Source organism: Streptomyces sp. NPDC050433 (genome assembly GCF_044458565.1).
GTDB lineage: Bacteria > Actinomycetota > Actinomycetes > Streptomycetales > Streptomycetaceae > Streptomyces.
Genome location: NZ_JBITIB010000011.1, coordinates 130,990 through 149,076, shown reverse-complemented (window position 1 = coordinate 149,076; position 18,087 = coordinate 130,990). Strand labels below are relative to the sequence as shown.

The window sequence follows — 18,087 nt, the reverse complement described above, 5'->3', positions numbered from 1 at the left end:
GTCCATCGGTCCATCGGCGCGGGCGGTGCGCCTCGGGGCGGTGTCGGACGGGCGGGTCGGACTGGCGGTGCCGTGTGTCAGAGGTGGCGGCGGCGGGCCGCGGCCTTCCGCTCGTACTCCTCGCGTGCTGTGACCGCGGACGCTCGGGTCGCCGTCTCGGCCACGGGGACATCCCACCATGCCTGGGCGGGAGGCGCGCCCGACACAGTGTCTGCCGTTTCGGTCTCGGCGTAGACACATGTGGGGACGTCGGACTCACGCGCGACGGCGAGGGCTTCACGCAGGTCACGGATGGTTTTGGCGCGGATGACGCGCATCCCGAGCGAGGCCGCGTTGGCGGCGAGGTCGACAGGCAGCGGGTCGCCGGTGTACGTCGGCGAGCCGACCGTGTCCGCCTCCCGGTAGCGGTACGCCGTACCGAACCGTTCCGCGCCGACGGACTCCGAGAGGCCGCCGATCGACGCGTAGCCGTGGTTCTGGAGGATCACCAGCTTCAGTGGGAGGCGTTCCTGGACGGCGGTGACGATCTCCGTGGGGTTCATCAGATACGTGCCGTCGCCGACCAGCGCCCAGACGGGACGTCCCGGATCGGCGAGCATTACGCCGATGGCGGCCGGGATCTCGTAACCCATGCAGGAATAGCCGTACTCGACGTGGTACTGGTCGCGGGAACGGGACCGCCACAGCTTGTGCAGGTCTCCGGGGAGCGATCCGGCGGCGTTGATGACGATGTCCTCGTCGGTGACGAGTGCGTCGAGGAGGCCGAGGACCTGCGGCTGGGTGGGTCGCAGGAGGTCTTCGGAGGTGTCGAACGCGGCGTCGACGCGGTGCTCCCAGCGCTCCTTGTCCTCGGCGTACTCCGTGACGTAGGCCGCGTCCACGCGGTGGTCCGTGAGGGCCGTGGTGAGGTCCTCCAGAGCGGTACGGGCGTCGGCGACCAGGGGCGCGGCGGCGAGCTTGTGTGCGTCGAAGCCGGTGATGTTGATGTTGAGGAAGCGGACGGACGGGTTCGAGAAGAGCGTCGCCGATGCCGTGGAGAAGTCGGACCAGCGGGTGCCGACGCCGATCACCAGGTCGGCGGTGCGGGCCAGTTCGTCGGCGGTGGCGGTGCCGGTGTGGCCGATGCCGCCGACGTCCGCCGGGTGATCGTGGCGCAGGGAGCCCTTGCCGGCCTGGGTGGAGGCGACCGGGATGCCGGTCGCCGTCGCGAAGGCGGCAAGTGCGTCCTCGGCCGTGCTGTGGTGGACGCCGCCGCCCGCGACGAGGAGCGGACGGCGGGCCGCGCGGACGGCCTCGGCGGCGTCGGAGAGTTCGTACGGGTCGGGGCCCTGCCTGCGGATCCGCCAGACGCGCTCCGCGAAGAACTCCTCCGGCCAGTCGTACGCCTCAGCCTGGACGTCCTGTGGCAGGGCGAGGGTCACCGCGCCCGTCTCGGCGGGGTCGGTGAGGACCCGCATGGCGGCGAGCGCGGAAGGGACGAGCGCCTCGGGCCGCGAGACGCGGTCGAAGTACTTCGACACGGGGCGGAGCGCGTCGTTGACGGAGATGTCGCCCGCGTGGGGCACTTCGAGCTGCTGGAGGACGGGGTCGGCCGGGTGCGTCGCGAAGATGTCGCCGGGGAGCAGCAGCACGGGCAGCCGGTTGATGGTGGCGAGGGCGGCGCCGGTGACGAGGTTCGTGGCGCCGGGGCCGATGGAGGTGGTCACGGCGTGGGTGGAGAGGCGGTTGCTCTGCCGGGCGTAGCCGACGGCGGCGTGGACCATGGCCTGTTCGCTGCGGCCCTGGAAGTACGGCATCTCATGGCCGGCTTGGACGAGCGCCTGGCCGATGCCCGCCACGTTCCCGTGGCCGAAGATGCCCCAGGTGGCGTCGATCAGGCGGCGGCGGTTGCCGTCGCGTTCGGTGTACTGGCGGGACAGGAAGGCGATCAGTGCCTGGGCCACGGTGAGGCGGCGCGTACTCATCGGTGGGTCTCCTTGTCCTCGTCCTCATAAGGAGGTTGGCTCGACGGCTGCGGCGGTCGCGGCGGCCCGTACATCGGCAGTCGCGGATCGACCGCCTGGCCGGGCCAGGTGTCGCGGATCCAGCCGTGGTCGGGGTGATCGCGGATCAGCCACTGTCTGGTCTCGCCCGGTCCGGCCATCACGTTCAGGTAGTACATGGCGCGGCCGGGGGCGGCGATGGACGGGCCGTGCCAGCCGTCGGGGATGAGGACGGTGTCTCCGGTGCGGACCTCGGCGAGGACGTCCGTACCGCCGGGCCTGGAGGGCGAGACTCGGTGGTAGCCGAGGCCGCCGTCCTCGATCTCGAAGTAGTAGATCTCCTCCAGCTCGGACTCGACGCCGGGGTGGTTCTCGTCGTGCTTGTGCGGTGGGTACGACGACCAGTTCCCGCCGGGCGTGAGCACTTCGACGGCGATCAGCCGGTCACAGTCGAAGGTGTCGGCGGCGGCGAAGTTGTTGACCTGGCGGGAGCAGTTGCCGCTGCCCCGCAGTTCGACAGAAACCTCCGGTGCGGAGCCGTAGCGAGCGGGGAGTCGTCGCTCGCACTTCGCTCCTGCCAGGGCGAAGCGGCCCCCCGCACCGGAGGCGATCTGGGCGTGGGCGTCACGCGGAACGTACGCGAAGTCCGTGACGGAGCTGAACACGCTTTCTCTGCCCAGCAGTTCAAAGATCTCGCCTTGCGTCTGCACCGTACAACCGCCGCTGAGGGGAAGCACGATCCACTCGCTGTCCCCGCTGTCCAGCGTGTGCGTACCGCCGGGCGGCAGGTCGAGGACGCGCAGGGCGCTGTGCAGCCAGCCGGCCCGCCGCGGCTCGATGTCGAGCGCGTACGGCCCGCTCGCCGCGCTGCCCGCGCGCACGTGCCGTTCCAGGAATTCACCGTCGGAGCCCGTGTCGGTGTCGGTGTCCGTCGTCATGGTCGTTCCGTATCCCTCCGCACGTCTGCCTACTCCCCCGTGTCCCTGCAGCTACAGCAGCCGGACGGCCGCGGCCCTACAACAGGCCCACGGCGGTGTCGACGGCCGCCGCGACGTCCCCGTCCACCGGGTAGAGGAGCGAGCGGCCCACGACCAGGCCCTGCACCGTGGGCAGGCGCAGTGCCTTGCGCCACTTCTCGTACGTCCCCTCCTGGTCGTCGCCGATCTCGCCGCCGAGCAGCACGGCGGGCAGGGTGGACGTCTCCATCACCCGCGCCATGTCGTCCGGATTCTCGGTGACCGGCAGTTTCAGCCACGTGTACGCCGAGGTGCCGGCGAGGCCGGAGGCGATGGCGATGGAGCGGGTCACCGCCTCGGCCGACAGATCGTTGCCGAGTCGTCCGTCCCTGCGGTGGCAGATGAACGGCTCGACGAAGACGGGCAGCCGACGTTCCGCCATGGCGTCGACGGCGCGGGCGGCCGACAGGAGGGTGTCCGCCGAGCGCGCGTCCTCGTAGTCGACGCGCAGGAGCAACTTGCCCGCGTCGAAGCCGAGGCGGGCGATGTCCTCGGGGCGGTGGCCGGTGAAGCGGTCGTCCAGTTCGAAGGCGGCGCCCGCGAGGCCCCCGCGGTTCATGGAGCCGACGACGACGCGGTCCTCCAGGGCGCCGAGGAGGAGCAGATCGTCGAGTATGTCGGCGGTGGCGAGCACACCGTCCACACCGGGCCGGGACAGCGCGAGGCAGAGCCGCTCCAGCAGGTCGACGCGGTTGGCCATGGCCAACCGCCGGTTCCCGACGGCGAGGGCGCCACGGGCCGGATGGTCGGCCGCGACGATCATCAGCCGTCCGCGGGGGCGCAGCAGGGGACGGCGGCTGCGGCGGGCGGCGGCCTCGGCGACCGCCTCGGGACGGTGCGTACGGATCCGTACGAGCTCCGACGCGTCGACGGGGGTCACAGAGTCGCCTCCGGTGGCAGCGTCCCTGGTGTGGGGACGGGGCCTCCGCCGAGGACCTGGACGACTTCCGGGGCGTACGGCATGGCGGAGGAGCAGGCGAGCCGTGCGGCGACGATGGCGCCGGCGGCGTTGGCGTACCGCATGACGCGCTCCAGGTTCCAGCCGGCCAGCAGCCCGTGGCAGAGGGCGCCGCCGAAGGCGTCTCCGGCGCCGAGGCCGTTGACGACCTCGACGGGGACGGGCGGCACCTCGGCGGTGGTGCCGTCGCGGTGGACGGCGAGGACGCCCTTGGGGCCCTGTTTGACGACGGCCAGTTCGGGTCCGGCGGCGAGGAGCGCTCGGGCGGCGGCGTACGGTTCGCGCTCTCCGACGGCGACTTCGCACTCGTCCAGGTTTCCCACGGCGACGGTGGCGTGGCGCAGGGCCTGCGCGTACAGGGGCCGGGCCGCCGCCATGAGCGCCTTCGGATCGTCGGGTGCGTCGGGTGCGTCGGCCGGCGCCTTCCAGAACATCGGGCGCCAGTCGAGGTCGAAGACGGTGACGGCGGTTCCGGGCCGTCGCCCACCGGACGGCCGCTGCTCAGGACTACGTCCCCGCGCCTCGGCACGCGTGCGCAGGGCTGTGAGTGTGGCGGCCCGGCTGGGCTCCTCACACAGGCCGGTGCCCGTCATCCAGAAGATCCGTGCGGACCTGATGGCGTCCAGGTCCAACTCGTGCGGGTGGATCTCCAGATCGGGCGCCTTGGGCTGCCGGTAGAAGTAGAGCGGGAAGTCGTCCGGGGGGAAGATCTCGCAGAACGTCACCGGCGTGGGCCACCGGTCGACGGGTGTCACCCATCGGTCGTCCACCTCGAACTCCCGCAGGGCGTGGTGGAGATAGTCCCCGAACGCGTCCCGTCCGGTGCGGGTGATGACCGCGGTACGGCGTCCGAGCCGGGCGGCGGCCACCGCCACGTTCGTCGCCGATCCTCCGAGGAACTTCCCGAAGGTGTCGACCTGCGCCAACGGGACTCCGGTACGCAGCGGATAGAGGTCCACGCCGATCCGCCCCATGGTGATCACGTCGTACGGCTCAGGCATACGCGTCCCCTCGTTTCGACGGCCGTTGTCAGGTGTAGTGCTCTCTCCCGACCTCTGTCAACGTTTTGTCCTTACATTCGGACCAAGGCTTGACACTCTTCTCCGACGGCCGGGAGGCTGACCGGTATGACCTCCTCCGTACCCCCGCTGAACCGCATCAGGGTCGGGTCGGCCCCCGACTCCTGGGGCGTGTGGTTCCCCGACGATCCCCAGCAGGTTCCCTGGCGGCGTTTTCTCGACGAGGTGGCCGAGGCCGGATACGAGTGGATCGAACTCGGCCCTTACGGCTACCTCCCGACCGATCCGGTCCGCCTCGCCGACGAGACGGCCGCGCGCGGCCTGAAGGTCTCGGCCGGCACCGTGTTCACCGGACTTCACCACGGGCCCTCCGTCTGGGACACCACCTGGGCGCATGTCGCCGACATCGCCGCGCTCACCAGGGAGATGGGGGCGGACCATCTCGTGGTCATCCCGTCCTTCTGGCGTGACGACAAGACGGGGCAGGTGCTGGAGGACCGGACACTCACCTCGGCGCAGTGGCACGATCTGACGGCCCAGACCGAGCGGCTCGGCCGTGAGGTGTTCGACCGCTTCGGGCTGACCATCGTGGTCCACCCGCACGCCGACACCCATATCGACGGCGAGGAGAACGTCAGCCGTTTCCTCGACGCCACCGATCCCGACTCGGTGTCACTGTGTCTGGACACCGGGCACTACGCGTACTGCGGCGGCGACAGCGTCAAACTGATCGAGGCGTACGGGGAGCGGATCGGCTATCTGCACCTCAAGCAGGTGGATCCGGAGATCCTCGCGGAAGTCGTCGCCAACGAGGTGCCGTTCGGCCCGGCCGTCGGGCGGGGCGTGATGTGCGAACCGCCGGGCGGAGTGCCCGCGCTGGCACCGGTGCTGACGGCCGCCCAGAAACTCGATGTCGATCTCTTCGCCATCGTCGAACAGGACATGTATCCCTGCCCGCCCGACAAGCCCTATCCGATCGCCGAGCGGACGCGCCGTTTCCTCCGCTCGTGCGGCGCGTAACTCGAAGCCCCTGTCGAACAATTGGGCAGTCGACACACTGACCTCCAATGCGCTGCTTCTGTCACAGACATCCGCTTAACGTCACGCTTATCTCCATTACGCGGGGTTTCCGTCACAGTGACGGAACAGCCCCTCTCCCATCGTCACGCTGCGTCGTTCAACGGGCACAGGCTCAGTGATCACCAGCGTTTCAGTCGCAGCCCTCCAGACGGCCCCCAGGCCGCCGCTGCGGCGGACGCAGGGAGGTGCCACGCATGACGGACAGAAGTCTCTGGTCCTACAAGGAGATCGCCGCACACATCCGGGTACTGCCGGACACCGTCCGCTCGTACCGAAAGCACGGTCTGCTCCCGCAGCCGGACCACGTGGAGAACGGCAAGCCCTACTGGTACGCGGACACCATCCGCGCCTGGGTGGCCAAGCGCCCGGGGACCAGAGGCCGCAGAGAGTGAGGCGCCGGATCTGACCCCGTGCCACGTCCGTACGTCCCTACCGACCCGACCGACCCCGAGGGTCCCGTACTCCACACCCCGTGGGGGAGTACGGGACCCTCGGTCCGGTTCCGGCTCTCAGACCCTGACCTTGTCCCGCTCACCCGCCCCGGACGCTGCCCCGTCGGACTCGCCAGCGGCTTCGGCGCTGTCCGTCCCGGCCGCCGGCGGCGAGTCCCCCTCGCTCACCCCGAACCGGTCGTGGAAGCGCCGCAGCGGCCCCGGCGCCCACCATGTCGCCCTCCCGGTCAGCTTCATGACCGCCGGGACCAGCAGGCTGCGCACCACCATCGCGTCCATGACCACCGCGAGCGCGATGCCGAGGCCGAGCATCTTGGTGTTGGTCACCCGCGAGGTGCCGATGGCGACCATGACCACCGCCAGGATCACCGCCGCCGCCGTGATCAGGCCTCCGGTGCGCTGAAGCCCGAATATGACGGAGCGCTCATGGTCCCCACCGCGGTCGTACTCCTCCTTGATCCGGGATATCAGGAAGACCCCGTAGTCCATGGAGAGTCCGAAGGCGACGCAGAACATCAGCACCGGGAGCGTCGTCTCTATGTCCCCCGTCGAGGTGAAACCGAGCAGCCCGGAGAGATGGCCGTCCTGGAAGACCCAGACGACCGCCCCGAACATCGCGGTGAGGCTGAGCGCGTTGAGCGCCACCGCCTGGATCGGGATGAGGACGCTGCCGGTGAGCAGGAAGACCAGCAGCAGCGTCACCACGACGATGATGCCCGCAGCCAGGGGCAACCTGTCCGCGATGGCGTCCTTCGAATCGACCAGCACGGCGGCGGTGCCGGTGACCGAGGTGTCGAACGCGGCGGGCTCGGCCCGGAGTTCACCCACGAGCCGCTGGGTCCGCTGGTCCACCGCCTCGCCGCGCGGCAGCACCGTGAAGTACGCGTGGTCGCCGGAGACGACCGGACCGTCGACCCGCAGCACGTCCGGCAGGGCGGCCACCCGCTCACGGTAGTCCGCGTACTCGGCGGAGGTCGCCCCACCCTCGCCCAGCACTTCGAGGCCACCGCCGGGGCTGCCCGGGAAGCCGCTCCTGATGTCCTCCTGGACCACTCGCGCCTCCGCGCTCGACGGCAGCTGCCGGTCGTCGGCCGTGCCGAACTTGACGCCCAGGAAGGGCAGTCCGAGAAGGACCAGACCTGTGGCCGTCGCGACGGCGAAGAGCGGAGCCCTCCGCATCACCAGCACCGCCGTGCGCCCCCAGCCGCCGCCCGCCTCCGCCGCGGACGAGTCGGCGATCGCCGGCTTCCTCCGCCCGCCGCCGAACAGCCGCCGCAGGTCAAGGGAGTTGACCCGATGGCCGAGCAGCATCAGCGCGGCGGGCAGCAGGATCAGTGCGGCGGCTGCCGCGAGCAGCACCACCGCTATGCCGGCGTAGGCGAACGAGCGCAGGAAGTACTGCGGGAAGACCATCATCGCCGCGAGCGACACCGCCACCGTCAGCGCGGAGAACAACACCGTCCGGCCGGCGGTGCGGAGCGTGGTGCCCACCGCGCCCCGTACGTCCGCGCCCTCGGCCAGTTCTTCCCGGAATCTGCGCACGATGAACAGCGCGTAGTCCACGGCCAGTCCGAGCCCCAGGGCCGTGATGAGATTCTGCGCGAAGACCGAGACATCCGTGATCTCGGTGATCCCGCGCAGTACGGCATTGGTCCCGAGGATGGCGACGATGCCGATACCCAGCGGCAGCAGGGCGGCGATCGCGCTGCCGAAGACCATCACGAGCAGGACCAGCGTGACCGGCAGGGCGATCAGCTCGGCCCGCAGCAGATCCTCCTGGATGGTGGTCTGCATCTCGTGCCGCACGGCGACAGGCCCGCCGACCGAGACCTCCAACAAACCCTGTGTGCCTCGGAATTCGGGCGCTATCCGCTCCAGGGTCTCACCGGCCTCCTTCTCCTCACCGACGATCCTGGCCGCGATCAGCGCCTCGCCCCCGTCCTCGGCGCGCAGTGCGGGCGCCCGCGTCTGCCAGTACGACCCGACGCCTACGACGCCCTTTTCGGCGGCCAGCCGCTCGGTGAGCCGCCCGGCCTCGGCGGCGACGGCGGGGTCGTCCACCCCTTTGCCGCCCGCGTCGACGAGCAGCAGGAGATTCGGCTGGGAGGCCGGGAACTCACGCTCCAACGCCTGTGTCGCGTAGGTCGACGAGGCAGCGGGGTCTTCCCACCCGCCGCTGCCCATCCGGTCGCCGACTCCGCTCCCCGCGAAGACCGCCAGCGCCGTGATCACCAGGGCGACCAGCAGCGAAAGCCGTGGGCGCGCCGTGACGAACCGGGTCCAGCCGCCGATTCGCGACCCCCTGTTGACTTCGGACATAGTGCGGTGTCCCCTTCACCGTGACCCAGAGCATGGGTCAGCGACTGCCATAGAATTACAAACACGAGTGATCGCTCGCATTAATCAAGAATGCGAGCGCCGACTCGCGTTTGTCAACCGCCGCCAACCGATCGAGGGATCCTGGGGGTTCACGTGCCTGAAGCGAGGAGAGACGAAGCCGTGGAGCAAGGCATCCAGGACAGTGCGACCAAGGGAGGCGGGCCGGCCGACGACACAGGGAAGCCACGGCGCCGCCAGGCCCGCGGCGAGCGCCGTATCGCACAACTCCTCGAAGCCGCGGGCCGCGTCTTCTGCACGAGCGGCTACACGGCGGCGAGCACCAACTCCATCGCCCGCGAGGCCGGCGTCTCGCCCGGCACGCTCTACCAGTTCTTCCCGAACAAGGAGGCCATCGCCGTCGAGTTGGGCGACGTGCTCCTGAACCGCTGGCGCACGACGTACGGCAAGGCGTTCACACTCGCCCACATGAATCTGCCGCTCCCCGAGACGCTGGACGCCGTCCTGGACCCGCTGATCACGTTCAACTGCGAAAATCCGGCGTTCGCCGTCCTGATGCACGGCTCCGAGATTCCGGGGCAGGTGACGGAGAAGCACGACATCCTGCACTCCACCCTTCTCACCCGCGTCGAGGAGATCCTGGGCAGCTACCTTCCCGACACCCCGCACGCCGAGCGCGCCAGGACGGCGGAGTTCATCTTCGTCCTTTTCAAGGGCGGCCTGGATCTGATCCTGTCGCACGAGGGCGAGGAGCGGGAGGCATACATCGGGGAGCTGAAGAACGCCTTGTTCCGCTACTTGAACCCTCTCGTGGGCGACGCGCTCCCCCTCTGCCGGCCCGAGCGCGAAACGACAACACCGGACTCCTGACTCCGCACAAGGATCACGCGTGGCGATCCGGGGGCTCGCATTTATACCCCCTAGGGGTATAGTCTTTCATGGGTCGGGGCGTCACGGCATTCCCGCCACCCCCTGGCACACCCTGTTTCGCACGCCCGCCCCGGAGGAGAACGCCATGACCGCAGAGACGAAGATCGAGACGGAGACCGCCCAGGCCGCCGGTTCCTGCTGCTCACCCACCGGCTCCTGTCACGACGGCGCCGCCGAGACCACGACGGGCACCGTCACCACGGTGTACGCGGTCACCGGCATGACGTGCGGCCACTGCGAGGGCGCGGTCTCCAACGAGATCTCCGCACTGAAGGGCGTCACATCGGTGAAGGCGGAGGCCGCCTCCGGCCGGGTGACCGTGGTCTCCGAGGCACCTCTCGACGAGAGCGACGTGCGCGCGGCGGTCGACGAGGCGGGTTACGAGCTGGCCGGCCAGGCCTGAGCCACACCCTTCAGAGGGCCGTACGCAACCGGGTTCCCCCCGGCGGCGTACGGCCCGTCCGCCGTTTCAGGCCTTTTCGTAGCAACCAATGATTTGCGGCTCCGCACCTTCACATGAGGCACAGGACCTTCACAAAGAGATCTAGATCACATAGATTTAGGGGTAACCATCCGGGCAGCTCGCGAGTCTAAGAGGCGATGCCGAGAACGTCTTGGGGGACGTTCATGAGATGTCTTGGGGGATGTCTCAGGCAAGCGTTGGCCGGGGGACGTGCAGCTGGGGAGCTTTGAGCGGCCCCCCTGGTTCGTACGTACCCCGGCAGACCGCGTGAAACTGGCTTCTGCCGGCGACCGCAGACGCCCGGCCCGGATCCCGTGGGGGGAATCCGCACCGGGGATATGGGAGGCGCCCCGCTATACCGACCCGTGGGGGGATCGGGAAGCGGGGCGCTTTCTGTTGCGCTCGGCCGCAGGCTCAGCGGCTCTCGACAGGGACGAAGTCGCGCAGGACCTCGCCCGTGTAGATCTGGCGCGGGCGGCCGATGCGGGAGCCCGGCTCCTTGATCATCTCGTGCCACTGGGCGATCCAGCCGGGGAGCCGGCCGATCGCGAAGAGCACGGTGAACATCTCGGTCGGGAAGCCCATGGCCCGGTAGATCAGGCCCGTGTAGAAGTCCACGTTCGGGTAGAGGTTGCGCGAGACGAAGTAGTCGTCGGAAAGCGCGTGCTCCTCCAGCTTCAGCGCGATGTCGAGCAGCTCGTCGGACTTGCCGAGCGCCGAGAGGACATCGTGCGCCGCCGCCTTGATGATCTTCGCGCGGGGGTCGAAGCTCTTGTAGACGCGGTGGCCGAAGCCCATCAGACGGACGCCGTCCTCCTTGTTCTTCACCTTGCGGATGAAGGAGTCGACATCGCCGCCGTTGGCCTGGATGCCTTCGAGCATCTCCAGCACCGACTGGTTGGCGCCACCGTGCAGCGGGCCCCAGAGGGCGCTGATGCCGGCGGAGATCGAGGCGAACATGTTGGCCTGCGACGAGCCGACCAGACGCACGGTGGAGGTCGAACAGTTCTGCTCATGGTCCGCGTGCAGGATCAGCAGCTTGTCGAGGGCCGAGACCACCACCGGGTCCAGTTCGTACTCCTGGGCGGGGACCGAGAAGGTCATGCGCAGGAAGTTCTCGACGTACCCGAGGTCGTTGCGCGGGTAGACGAAGGGGTGGCCGATCGACTTCTTGTACGCGTACGCCGCGATCGTCGGCAGCTTGGCCAGCAGCCGGATCGTCGAGAGGTGGCGCTGCTTCTCGTCGAACGGGTTGTGGCTGTCCTGGTAGAACGTCGACAGCGCGCTGACCACGGAGGACAGCATGGCCATCGGGTGCGCGTCACGCGGGAAGCCGTCGAAGAACCGCTTCACGTCCTCGTGCAGCAGCGTGTGCTGAGTGATCTCGTTCTTGAAGGACGACAGCTCGTCGACCTTGGGAAGCTCACCGTTGATGAGCAGGTAGCCCACCTCAAGGAACGTCGAGCGCTCGGCCAGCTGCTCGATGGGGTAACCGCGGTAGCGGAGGATGCCCTGCTCGCCGTCGAGGTAGGTGATGCCGGATTTATACGCGGCGGTATTGCCGTAGCCGCTGTCCAGAGTCACCAGGCCGGTCTGGGCCCGCAGCTTCCCGATGTCGAAGCCCTTGTCGCCGACGGTGCTGTCGATCACCGGGTAGGTGTACTCGCCATCGCCGTACCGCAGTACTACAGAGTTGTCGCTCACGTCATCCCTCACCGACATAGTGCCTCTTCTTCGAGGTGCCCTGACTGTCTCTACCATCCCCCATTTGGCTCAGGAGAGTGCACTCGGGGTCGACCATTAGGCCTATTCGCGGCACTGAGTGCCGCCAACTTTCTCATCCTGCCCCGTTCGCCCCGGTTCCGAAAGTCCGGCGTGGGCATTCCCTCCGCCGGGCACTCCCCTGGAGGGGTCATTTACGCCCGAACACGGCTCACCGCCGGTTCAGGGCCCCGCGTCCGCGCCGGACCACGCTCTAGAAACCGCCGGACTGAAGGCCGCCCGAGAGCCGGTGGTCGAGGGCGGTGAAGCGGCGGCCGGCGGAGACCGTACGGACAGCCTGGCCTATGGCCTTCCGCGAGCCGACCAGGACGACGAGCTTCTTGGCTCGGGTGACCGCCGTGTAGAGCAGGTTCCGCTGGAGCATCATCCATGCGCCGGTCGTGACCGGGATGACCACGGCCGGGTACTCGCTGCCCTGCGAGCGGTGGATCGTCACCGCGTACGCGTGCGCCAGCTCGTCCAACTCGTCGAAGTCGTACGGCACTTCCTCGTCCTCGTCCGTCCGCACCGTCAGGCACTGGTCGTCCAGGTTCAGCGAAGTCACAACCCCGACCGTGCCGTTGAAGACCCCGTTCTGCCCCTTGTCGTAGTTGTTGCGGATCTGGGTGACCTTGTCACCGACGCGGAAGACACGGCCGCCGAGCCGCTTCTCGGGCAGCTCCGGCCGGGCGGGGGTGATGGCCTGTTGGAGCAGTCCGTTGAGAGTGCCCGCGCCGGCCGGGCCGCGGTGCATCGGGGCCAGCACCTGGACGTCACGCCGCGGATCGAGCCCGAAGGTGGCGGGGATGCGGCGGGCCGCGACATCCACCGTGAGCTTCCCGGCCTCTTCCGTCTCGTCCTCCACGAAGAGGAAGAAGTCGCTGAGGCCCTGGGTGATGGGCTGCACCCCGGAGTTGATGCGGTGGGCGTTGGTGACCACGCCCGACTGCTGGGCCTGCCGGAAGATCCGGGTCAGACGCACCTGCGGTACGGGCCCGTCGTCGGCCAGCAGGTCCCGCAGCACCTCTCCCGCCCCGACCGAGGGAAGCTGGTCCACGTCACCGACGAGCAGCAGATGCGCACCGGGTGCCACCGCCTTCACGAGCTTGTTGGCGAGCAGCAGATCCAGCATTGACGCCTCGTCGACCACGACCAGATCGGCGTCGAGCGGCCGGTCCCTGTCGTACGCCGCGTCCCCGCCCGGTTTGAGTTCCAGCAGCCGGTGGACCGTGGACGCCTCGGCGCCGGTCAGCTCGGCGAGGCGCTTGGCGGCGCGGCCGGTGGGCGCAGCGAGCACCACCTTCGCCTTCTTGGCCCTGGCCAGCTCCACGATCGAGCGGACCGTGAAGGACTTTCCACACCCCGGCCCGCCGGTCAGGACGGCGACCTTACGGGTGAGGGCGAGCCGCACCGCCGCCTCCTGCTCGGGGGCCAGCTCGGCTCCTGTGCGGCCCGCGAGCCAGGGCAGGGCCTTCTCCCAGACGACGTCCTGGAAAGCGGGCATCCGGTCCTCACCGGCGCGCAGCAGCCGCAGCAGCTGGGCGGAGAGGGACAGCTCCGCGCGGTGGAAAGGCACCAGATAGACAGCGGTGACCGGCTCGCCCCCGTCGGGGCCGGGCACCTTTTCCCTGACCACTCCCTCGGGCTCGGCGGCCAGCTCCGCGAGGCAGTCGATGACCAGGCCGGCATCGACCTGGAGAAGCTTCACCGCGTCGGAGATGAGCTGCTCCTCGGGGAGGAAGCAGTGGCCCTGGTCGGTGGACTGGGAAAGCGCGTACTGCAGTCCGGCCTTGGCGCGGTCCGGACTGTCGTGCGGGATGCCCACGGCCTGGGCGATGCGGTCGGCGGTGAGGAAGCCGATGCCCCAGACGTCGGCCGCCAGCCGGTAGGGCTCGTTCTTCACGACGGAGATCGAGGCGTCGCCGTACTTCTTGTAGATGCGGACGGCGATCGAGGTGGACACCCCCACGCCCTGAAGGAAGATCATCACTTCCTTGATGGCCTTCTGCTCCTCCCAGGCGGCGCCGATCAGTTTCGTCCGCTTGGGTCCGAGACCGGGAACCTCGACGAGCCGCTTGGGCTCCTTCTCGATGACCTCCAGGGTGTCGACGCCGAAGTGCTCGACGATCCGCTCGGCGATACGCGGACCGATGCCCTTGATCAGACCGGAGCCGAGATAGCGACGGATGCCCTGGATGGTCGCGGGCAGGACCGTCGTGTAATTCTCCACCGTGAACTGTTTGCCGTACTGGGGGTGCGAGGCCCAACGGCCCTCCATGCGCAGGGACTCCCCGGGCTGCGCGCCGAGGAGCGAGCCGACCACGGTGAGCAGGTCGGCGCCCCGGCCGGTGTCGACGCGGGCGACCGTGTAGCCGTTCTCCTCGTTGCTGTACGTGATCCGCTCAAGAACGCCTTCGAGCACGGCCAGATTGGACATGATCCGACGCTACCGCCCGGGTACGACAGCCGGCCCACCCTGTGGACAACTCCCGGTCGCACAGTGCTTCGAGGGAGGTCCCCCAACGCTTCAGGGCCCGGTCCACCGGACCGGGCCCCACGCGCTCCCCCTCGGAACAAAGCTTCCCGATCCCCCCGAACCCCTCCCCGGAAGCTTTGATGCCATGTACGACCGACGTCACCGCGAAAGGGTTGCACGGTTGCGGGCAGTTATTTTTTCTGCCATCGGGAATGACGACAGAAGATGACAGAAGAGTCCATTTCCTTATGCGGGCATCTTCGTCGTCACAGGCAGTCCGCCCTTACAGCGCATGCCTCACATACCGCTCCGCGACATCGGCCAGCAGTTCCACGCCGTCCCGCACCCACAGGGTGTCGTTGAAGAGTTCCACCTCGATCGGCCCGTCGTACCCGGCCGCGTCGACGCGTTCGCGCCAGGCCCTCAGGTCGATCGCGCCTTCACCGATCAGACCCCGGCCGTTCAGCACCCCGGCGGGCAACGGGGTCGTCCAGTCGGCCAGTTGGAAGGAGTGGATCCGCTCCGCCGCCCTGGCGATCGCCGCCGGGGCCCGGTCGTCCCACCAGACGTGGTAGGTGTCCACGACGATCCCGACCTGCTCGGCGGGGAAGCGTTCCGCGAGATCCAGCGCCTGCTCGAGCGTGGAGACGACACAGCGGTCGGAGGCGTACATCGGGTGCAGCGGCTCGATCGCCAGCCGTACGCCGCGCTCCCCCGCGTACGGGGCCAGAACCGCGAGCGCGTCCGCGATCCGCTCACGCGCCCCGTACAGATCGCGGCTTCCGGCCGGCAGCCCGCCCGACACCAGGACGAGGGTGTCGGTGCCCAGGGTCACGGCCTCGTCGATCGCCGCGCGGTTGTCGTCGAGGGCATCGGCCCGTGCCACGGGGTCGATCGCCGTGAGGAAGCCGCCGCGGCACAGGGTGGTGACGGCGAGCCCGGCGTCGCGTACGAGCTTGGCCGCGGCCTCCGTACCGAAGGCCCGCACCGGCTCCCGCCACAGCCCCACGCCCGGCACGCCGAGTCGCACGCACGCCTCGGTCAGCTCGGGGAGGGTGAGCTGTTTGACCGTCATCTGGTTGATGCTGAAGCGGCTGAGGTCGCCCGGCACTCCGGTCGCTCTCGCGTCGGACACGTCGGACGCCTCCGTCTCCACCTGCGTCTCCGTCTCCGTCTCTCCGGTCATGTCGATCGCCTCGTTCACGTCCGTCACTGGTCCACTCCGTAGACGCCGAGCAGGGACTTCATCCGGGCCTCGGCCACGGTCGGGTCCGGGAACAGGCCCAGCCCGTCGGCCAGTTCGTACGCCCGCGCCAGATGCGGAAGCGAACGGGCCGACTGGAGGCCGCCGACCATGGCGAAGTGGTCTTGGTGCCCGGCCAGCCAGGCGAGGAACACGACGCCCGTCTTGTAGAAGCGGGTGGGGGCCTGGAAGAGATGGCGGGACAGTTCGACCGTGGGATCGAGCAGTTCCCGGAAGCCCTTCACGTCGCCCGTGTCCAGGACACGTACGGCTTCGGCGGCCACCGGCCCGAGCGGGTCGAAGATGCCCAGCAGCGCGTGGCTGAAGCCGCGTTCGTCGCCGGCGATCAGCTCCGGGTAGTTGAAATCGTCGCCCGTGTAGCAGCGCACCCCCTGCGGGAGACGCCGGCGCAGCTCGACCTCGCGACGCGCGTCCAGCAGTGAGACCTTGATCCCGTCGACCTTGTCCGGGTGTTCGGAGATGACCTGAAGGAACGTCTCGGTGGCCGCGTCGAGGTCCGTGCTGCCCCAGTAGCCGTCCAGCGCGGGGTCGAACATCGGGCCGAGCCAGTGCAGGACGACCGGCTCGGCCGCCTGCCGCAGCAGATGGGCGTACACGGCCAGATAGTCCTCGGGTCCCTCGGCCGCGGCGGCGAGCGCACGTGAAGCCATGAGGATGGCCTGGGAGCCCGTCTCCTCGACGAGTGCGAGCTGTTCCTCGTACGCCGCGCGCACCTCCTCCAAGGAATGTGCTCCCGGCGCGAGTTGGTCAGTACCCACCCCGCACGCGATCCGGCCGCCGGTGGACCGCGCCTCCGCCGCCGAACGGCGGATCAGCTCGGCCGCCCCCGCCCAGTCCAGGCCCATGCCGCGCTGCGCGGTGTCCATGGCCTCGGCGACGCCGAGCCCGTGCGACCACAGATGGCGACGGAAGGCGAGAGTGGTGTCCCAGTCGACGACGGCCGGCGCTCCGGGACTGCTGTCGGCGTACGGGTCGGCGACGACATGCGCGGCGGAGAAGACCGTACGGGAGACGAGAGGGGCGGCGTCCGCTCCCGTAGTTGTGAAGGTGGCCGGTTCGCGGCGCGGTTGGTAGGTGCGCAGCCGGCCTTCCGCGTCCGGGAGCCGGAGCCCCGGCCCCGACGTCCTTACGGAGGACGTGTCGGGCGCCGCGGAGGGGGGTGTGGTCCGGGTGGTCACAGTGAGAGCTCCGGTACGTCGAAGCGGCGTCCCTGCGCCGAGGACTTGAGCCCGAGTTCCGCGAGCTGTACGCCGCGCGCGCCGGCGAGCAGGTCCCAGCGGTAGGGCTCACCGAGCGTGATGTGGCGCAGGAACAGCTCCCACTGGGCCTTGAAGCCGTTGTCGAACTCGGTGTTGTCCGGGATCTCCTGCCACTGGTCGCGGAAGGACTCGGTGGCGGCGAGGTCCGGGTTCCAGACGGGCTTGGGAGTGGCGCTGCGGTGCTGGACACGGCAGCGGCGCAGTCCGGCCACCGCCGAGCCGTGTGTGCCGTCGACCTGGAACTCGACGAGCTCGTCCCGGTTGACCCGTACTGCCCAGGAGGAGTTGATCTGCGCGACGATGCCGCCCTCCAGCTCGAAGATCCCGTAGGCGGAGTCGTCGGCGGTCGCCGCGTACTCCTTGCCCTGCTCGTCCCAGCGGCGCGGAATGTGTGTGGTGATGTGCGCCGAGACGGAGTTGACCTTGCCGAACAGCTCGTGCAGGACGTACTCCCAGTGCGGGAACATGTCGACGGTGATGCCGCCGCCGTCCTCGGCCCGGTAGTTCCAGGACGGTCGCTGTGGCTCCTGCCAGTCGCCTTCGAAGACCCAGTAGCCGAACTCGCCTCGTACGGAGAGGATCTCGCCGAAGAAGCCGCCGTCGATGAGACGCTTCAGCTTCAACAGGCCCGGCAGGAAGATCTTGTCCTGGACGACACCGTGCTTGACGCCGGCGCTCTCGGCGAGGCGGGCCAGGTCGAGGGCGCCTTCGAGGTCGGTCGCGGTCGGCTTCTCCGTGTAGATGTGCTTCCCGGCAGCAACGGCTTTCTTGATGGCCTCGACCCGCGCGGAGGTGACCTGCGCGTCGAAGTAGATGTCGACGGTGTCGTCGGCGAGGACGGTGTCGAGATCGGTGGACCACTCCGTGAGGCCGTGCCGCTCGGCGGCCTCTCTGAGGGCGTGCTCACGGCGGCCGACGAGGACGGGCTCGGGCCAGAGCACCTCACCGCCGCCAAGGTCCAGTCCGCCCTGTTCGCGGATCGCGAGGATGGAACGCACCAGGTGCTGCCGGTACCCCATTCGCCCCGTGACGCCGTTCATGGCGATCCGCACTGTCCTGCGTGTCACGAAGTTCCCTCCATACAGCCGTA

General features: G+C 69.2%; 14 protein-coding genes. 4 read left to right on the top strand and 10 right to left on the bottom strand.

Annotation, left to right across the window (positions count from 1 at the left end):
- Positions 1-77: 77 nt before the first annotated feature.
- The 4 genes from iolD to iolC all read right to left on the bottom strand — a co-directional run bounded on the left by iolD (position 78) and on the right by iolC (position 4,957).
- A complete protein-coding gene (gene iolD / locus ACIBLA_RS15915) occupies positions 78-1,964 on the bottom strand; it encodes a 3D-(3,5/4)-trihydroxycyclohexane-1,2-dione acylhydrolase (decyclizing) (protein ID WP_399198922.1) in 1,887 nt (628 codons plus the stop codon).
- A complete protein-coding gene (iolB, locus tag ACIBLA_RS15910; protein ID WP_399198921.1) occupies positions 1,961-2,920 on the bottom strand; it encodes a 5-deoxy-glucuronate isomerase in 960 nt (319 codons plus the stop codon). The genes iolD and iolB overlap by 4 nt, the downstream gene beginning before the upstream one ends.
- Before the next feature lie 76 nt (positions 2,921-2,996).
- On the bottom strand, positions 2,997-3,878 hold the full coding sequence (locus ACIBLA_RS15905) for a deoxyribose-phosphate aldolase (protein ID WP_363242291.1): 882 nt from the start codon (positions 3,876-3,878) through the stop codon (positions 2,997-2,999).
- On the bottom strand, positions 3,875-4,957 hold the full coding sequence (iolC, locus tag ACIBLA_RS15900; RefSeq protein ID WP_399198920.1) for a 5-dehydro-2-deoxygluconokinase: 1,083 nt from the start codon (positions 4,955-4,957) through the stop codon (positions 3,875-3,877). Before iolC ends, ACIBLA_RS15905 begins: the two co-directional genes overlap by 4 nt.
- 126 nt (positions 4,958-5,083) lie before the next feature.
- On the opposite strand from iolC, the gene ACIBLA_RS15895 reads away from it, so the two are divergent.
- On the top strand, positions 5,084-5,995 hold the full coding sequence (locus tag ACIBLA_RS15895; RefSeq protein WP_363242293.1) for a sugar phosphate isomerase/epimerase: 912 nt from the start codon (positions 5,084-5,086) through the stop codon (positions 5,993-5,995).
- Positions 5,996-6,249: 254 nt separating this feature from the next.
- Positions 6,250-6,447 (top strand): helix-turn-helix transcriptional regulator, encoded by a 198-nt coding sequence (locus ACIBLA_RS15890; protein WP_399198919.1) that lies wholly within the window; start codon positions 6,250-6,252, stop codon positions 6,445-6,447.
- A 117-nt stretch (positions 6,448-6,564) separates the two neighbouring features.
- Here the strand turns inward: ACIBLA_RS15890 and ACIBLA_RS15885 are convergent, their stop codons facing one another.
- Positions 6,565-8,826 (bottom strand): MMPL family transporter, encoded by a 2,262-nt coding sequence (locus ACIBLA_RS15885; RefSeq protein ID WP_399198918.1) that lies wholly within the window; start codon positions 8,824-8,826, stop codon positions 6,565-6,567.
- A 153-nt stretch (positions 8,827-8,979) separates the two neighbouring features.
- Between ACIBLA_RS15885 and ACIBLA_RS15880 the strand changes: the two genes are divergently transcribed.
- Positions 8,980-9,714 (top strand): TetR/AcrR family transcriptional regulator, encoded by a 735-nt coding sequence (locus ACIBLA_RS15880; RefSeq protein WP_399198917.1) that lies wholly within the window; start codon positions 8,980-8,982, stop codon positions 9,712-9,714.
- A 145-nt stretch (positions 9,715-9,859) separates the two neighbouring features.
- Positions 9,860-10,177 carry a heavy-metal-associated domain-containing protein gene (locus tag ACIBLA_RS15875; RefSeq protein WP_363242297.1) on the top strand — a complete coding sequence of 106 codons (318 nt, stop codon included), beginning with the start codon at positions 9,860-9,862 and terminating at the stop codon, positions 10,175-10,177.
- Between the two features lie 474 nt (positions 10,178-10,651).
- On the opposite strand, the gene ACIBLA_RS15870 is transcribed toward ACIBLA_RS15875, so the two are convergent.
- The 5 genes from ACIBLA_RS15870 to ACIBLA_RS15850 form a co-directional block, all read right to left on the bottom strand.
- Positions 10,652-11,941: a citrate synthase gene (locus tag ACIBLA_RS15870; protein ID WP_363242298.1), complete on the bottom strand. Its 1,290-nt coding sequence runs from the start codon at positions 11,939-11,941 to the stop codon at positions 10,652-10,654.
- Positions 11,942-12,212: 271 nt separating this feature from the next.
- Positions 12,213-14,435 carry an ATP-dependent RecD-like DNA helicase gene (locus ACIBLA_RS15865; protein WP_363242299.1) on the bottom strand — a complete coding sequence of 741 codons (2,223 nt, stop codon included), beginning with the start codon at positions 14,433-14,435 and terminating at the stop codon, positions 12,213-12,215.
- 322 nt (positions 14,436-14,757) lie between these two features.
- Positions 14,758-15,549: a sugar phosphate isomerase/epimerase family protein gene (locus ACIBLA_RS15860; RefSeq protein ID WP_399198964.1), complete on the bottom strand. Its 792-nt coding sequence runs from the start codon at positions 15,547-15,549 to the stop codon at positions 14,758-14,760.
- A 134-nt stretch (positions 15,550-15,683) separates the two neighbouring features.
- Positions 15,684-16,916, bottom strand: coding sequence for a dihydrodipicolinate synthase family protein (locus ACIBLA_RS15855; protein WP_399198916.1), 1,233 nt, complete (start codon positions 16,914-16,916; stop codon positions 15,684-15,686).
- Positions 16,913-18,064: a Gfo/Idh/MocA family protein gene (locus ACIBLA_RS15850; protein WP_399198915.1), complete on the bottom strand. Its 1,152-nt coding sequence runs from the start codon at positions 18,062-18,064 to the stop codon at positions 16,913-16,915. Before ACIBLA_RS15850 ends, ACIBLA_RS15855 begins: the two co-directional genes overlap by 4 nt.
- Between the last annotated feature and the right edge of the window lie 23 nt (positions 18,065-18,087).

What these genes read in the sequence shown, in the direction of transcription:
- iolC (WP_399198920.1), bottom strand. Translation starts at nt 4,957, where the DNA reads ATGCCTGAGCCGTACGACGTGATCACCATGGGGCGGATCGGCGTGGAC.
- ACIBLA_RS15860 (WP_399198964.1), bottom strand. Translation starts at nt 15,549, where the DNA reads ATGACGGTCAAACAGCTCACCCTCCCCGAGCTGACCGAGGCGTGCGTG.
- iolB (WP_399198921.1), bottom strand. Translation starts at nt 2,920, where the DNA reads ATGACGACGGACACCGACACCGACACGGGCTCCGACGGTGAATTCCTG.
- ACIBLA_RS15890 (WP_399198919.1), top strand. Translation starts at nt 6,250, where the DNA reads ATGACGGACAGAAGTCTCTGGTCCTACAAGGAGATCGCCGCACACATC.
- iolD (WP_399198922.1), bottom strand. Translation starts at nt 1,964, where the DNA reads ATGAGTACGCGCCGCCTCACCGTGGCCCAGGCACTGATCGCCTTCCTG.
- ACIBLA_RS15885 (WP_399198918.1), bottom strand. Translation starts at nt 8,826, where the DNA reads ATGTCCGAAGTCAACAGGGGGTCGCGAATCGGCGGCTGGACCCGGTTC.
- ACIBLA_RS15865 (WP_363242299.1), bottom strand. Translation starts at nt 14,435, where the DNA reads ATGTCCAATCTGGCCGTGCTCGAAGGCGTTCTTGAGCGGATCACGTAC.
- ACIBLA_RS15895 (WP_363242293.1), top strand. Translation starts at nt 5,084, where the DNA reads ATGACCTCCTCCGTACCCCCGCTGAACCGCATCAGGGTCGGGTCGGCC.
- ACIBLA_RS15875 (WP_363242297.1), top strand. Translation starts at nt 9,860, where the DNA reads ATGACCGCAGAGACGAAGATCGAGACGGAGACCGCCCAGGCCGCCGGT.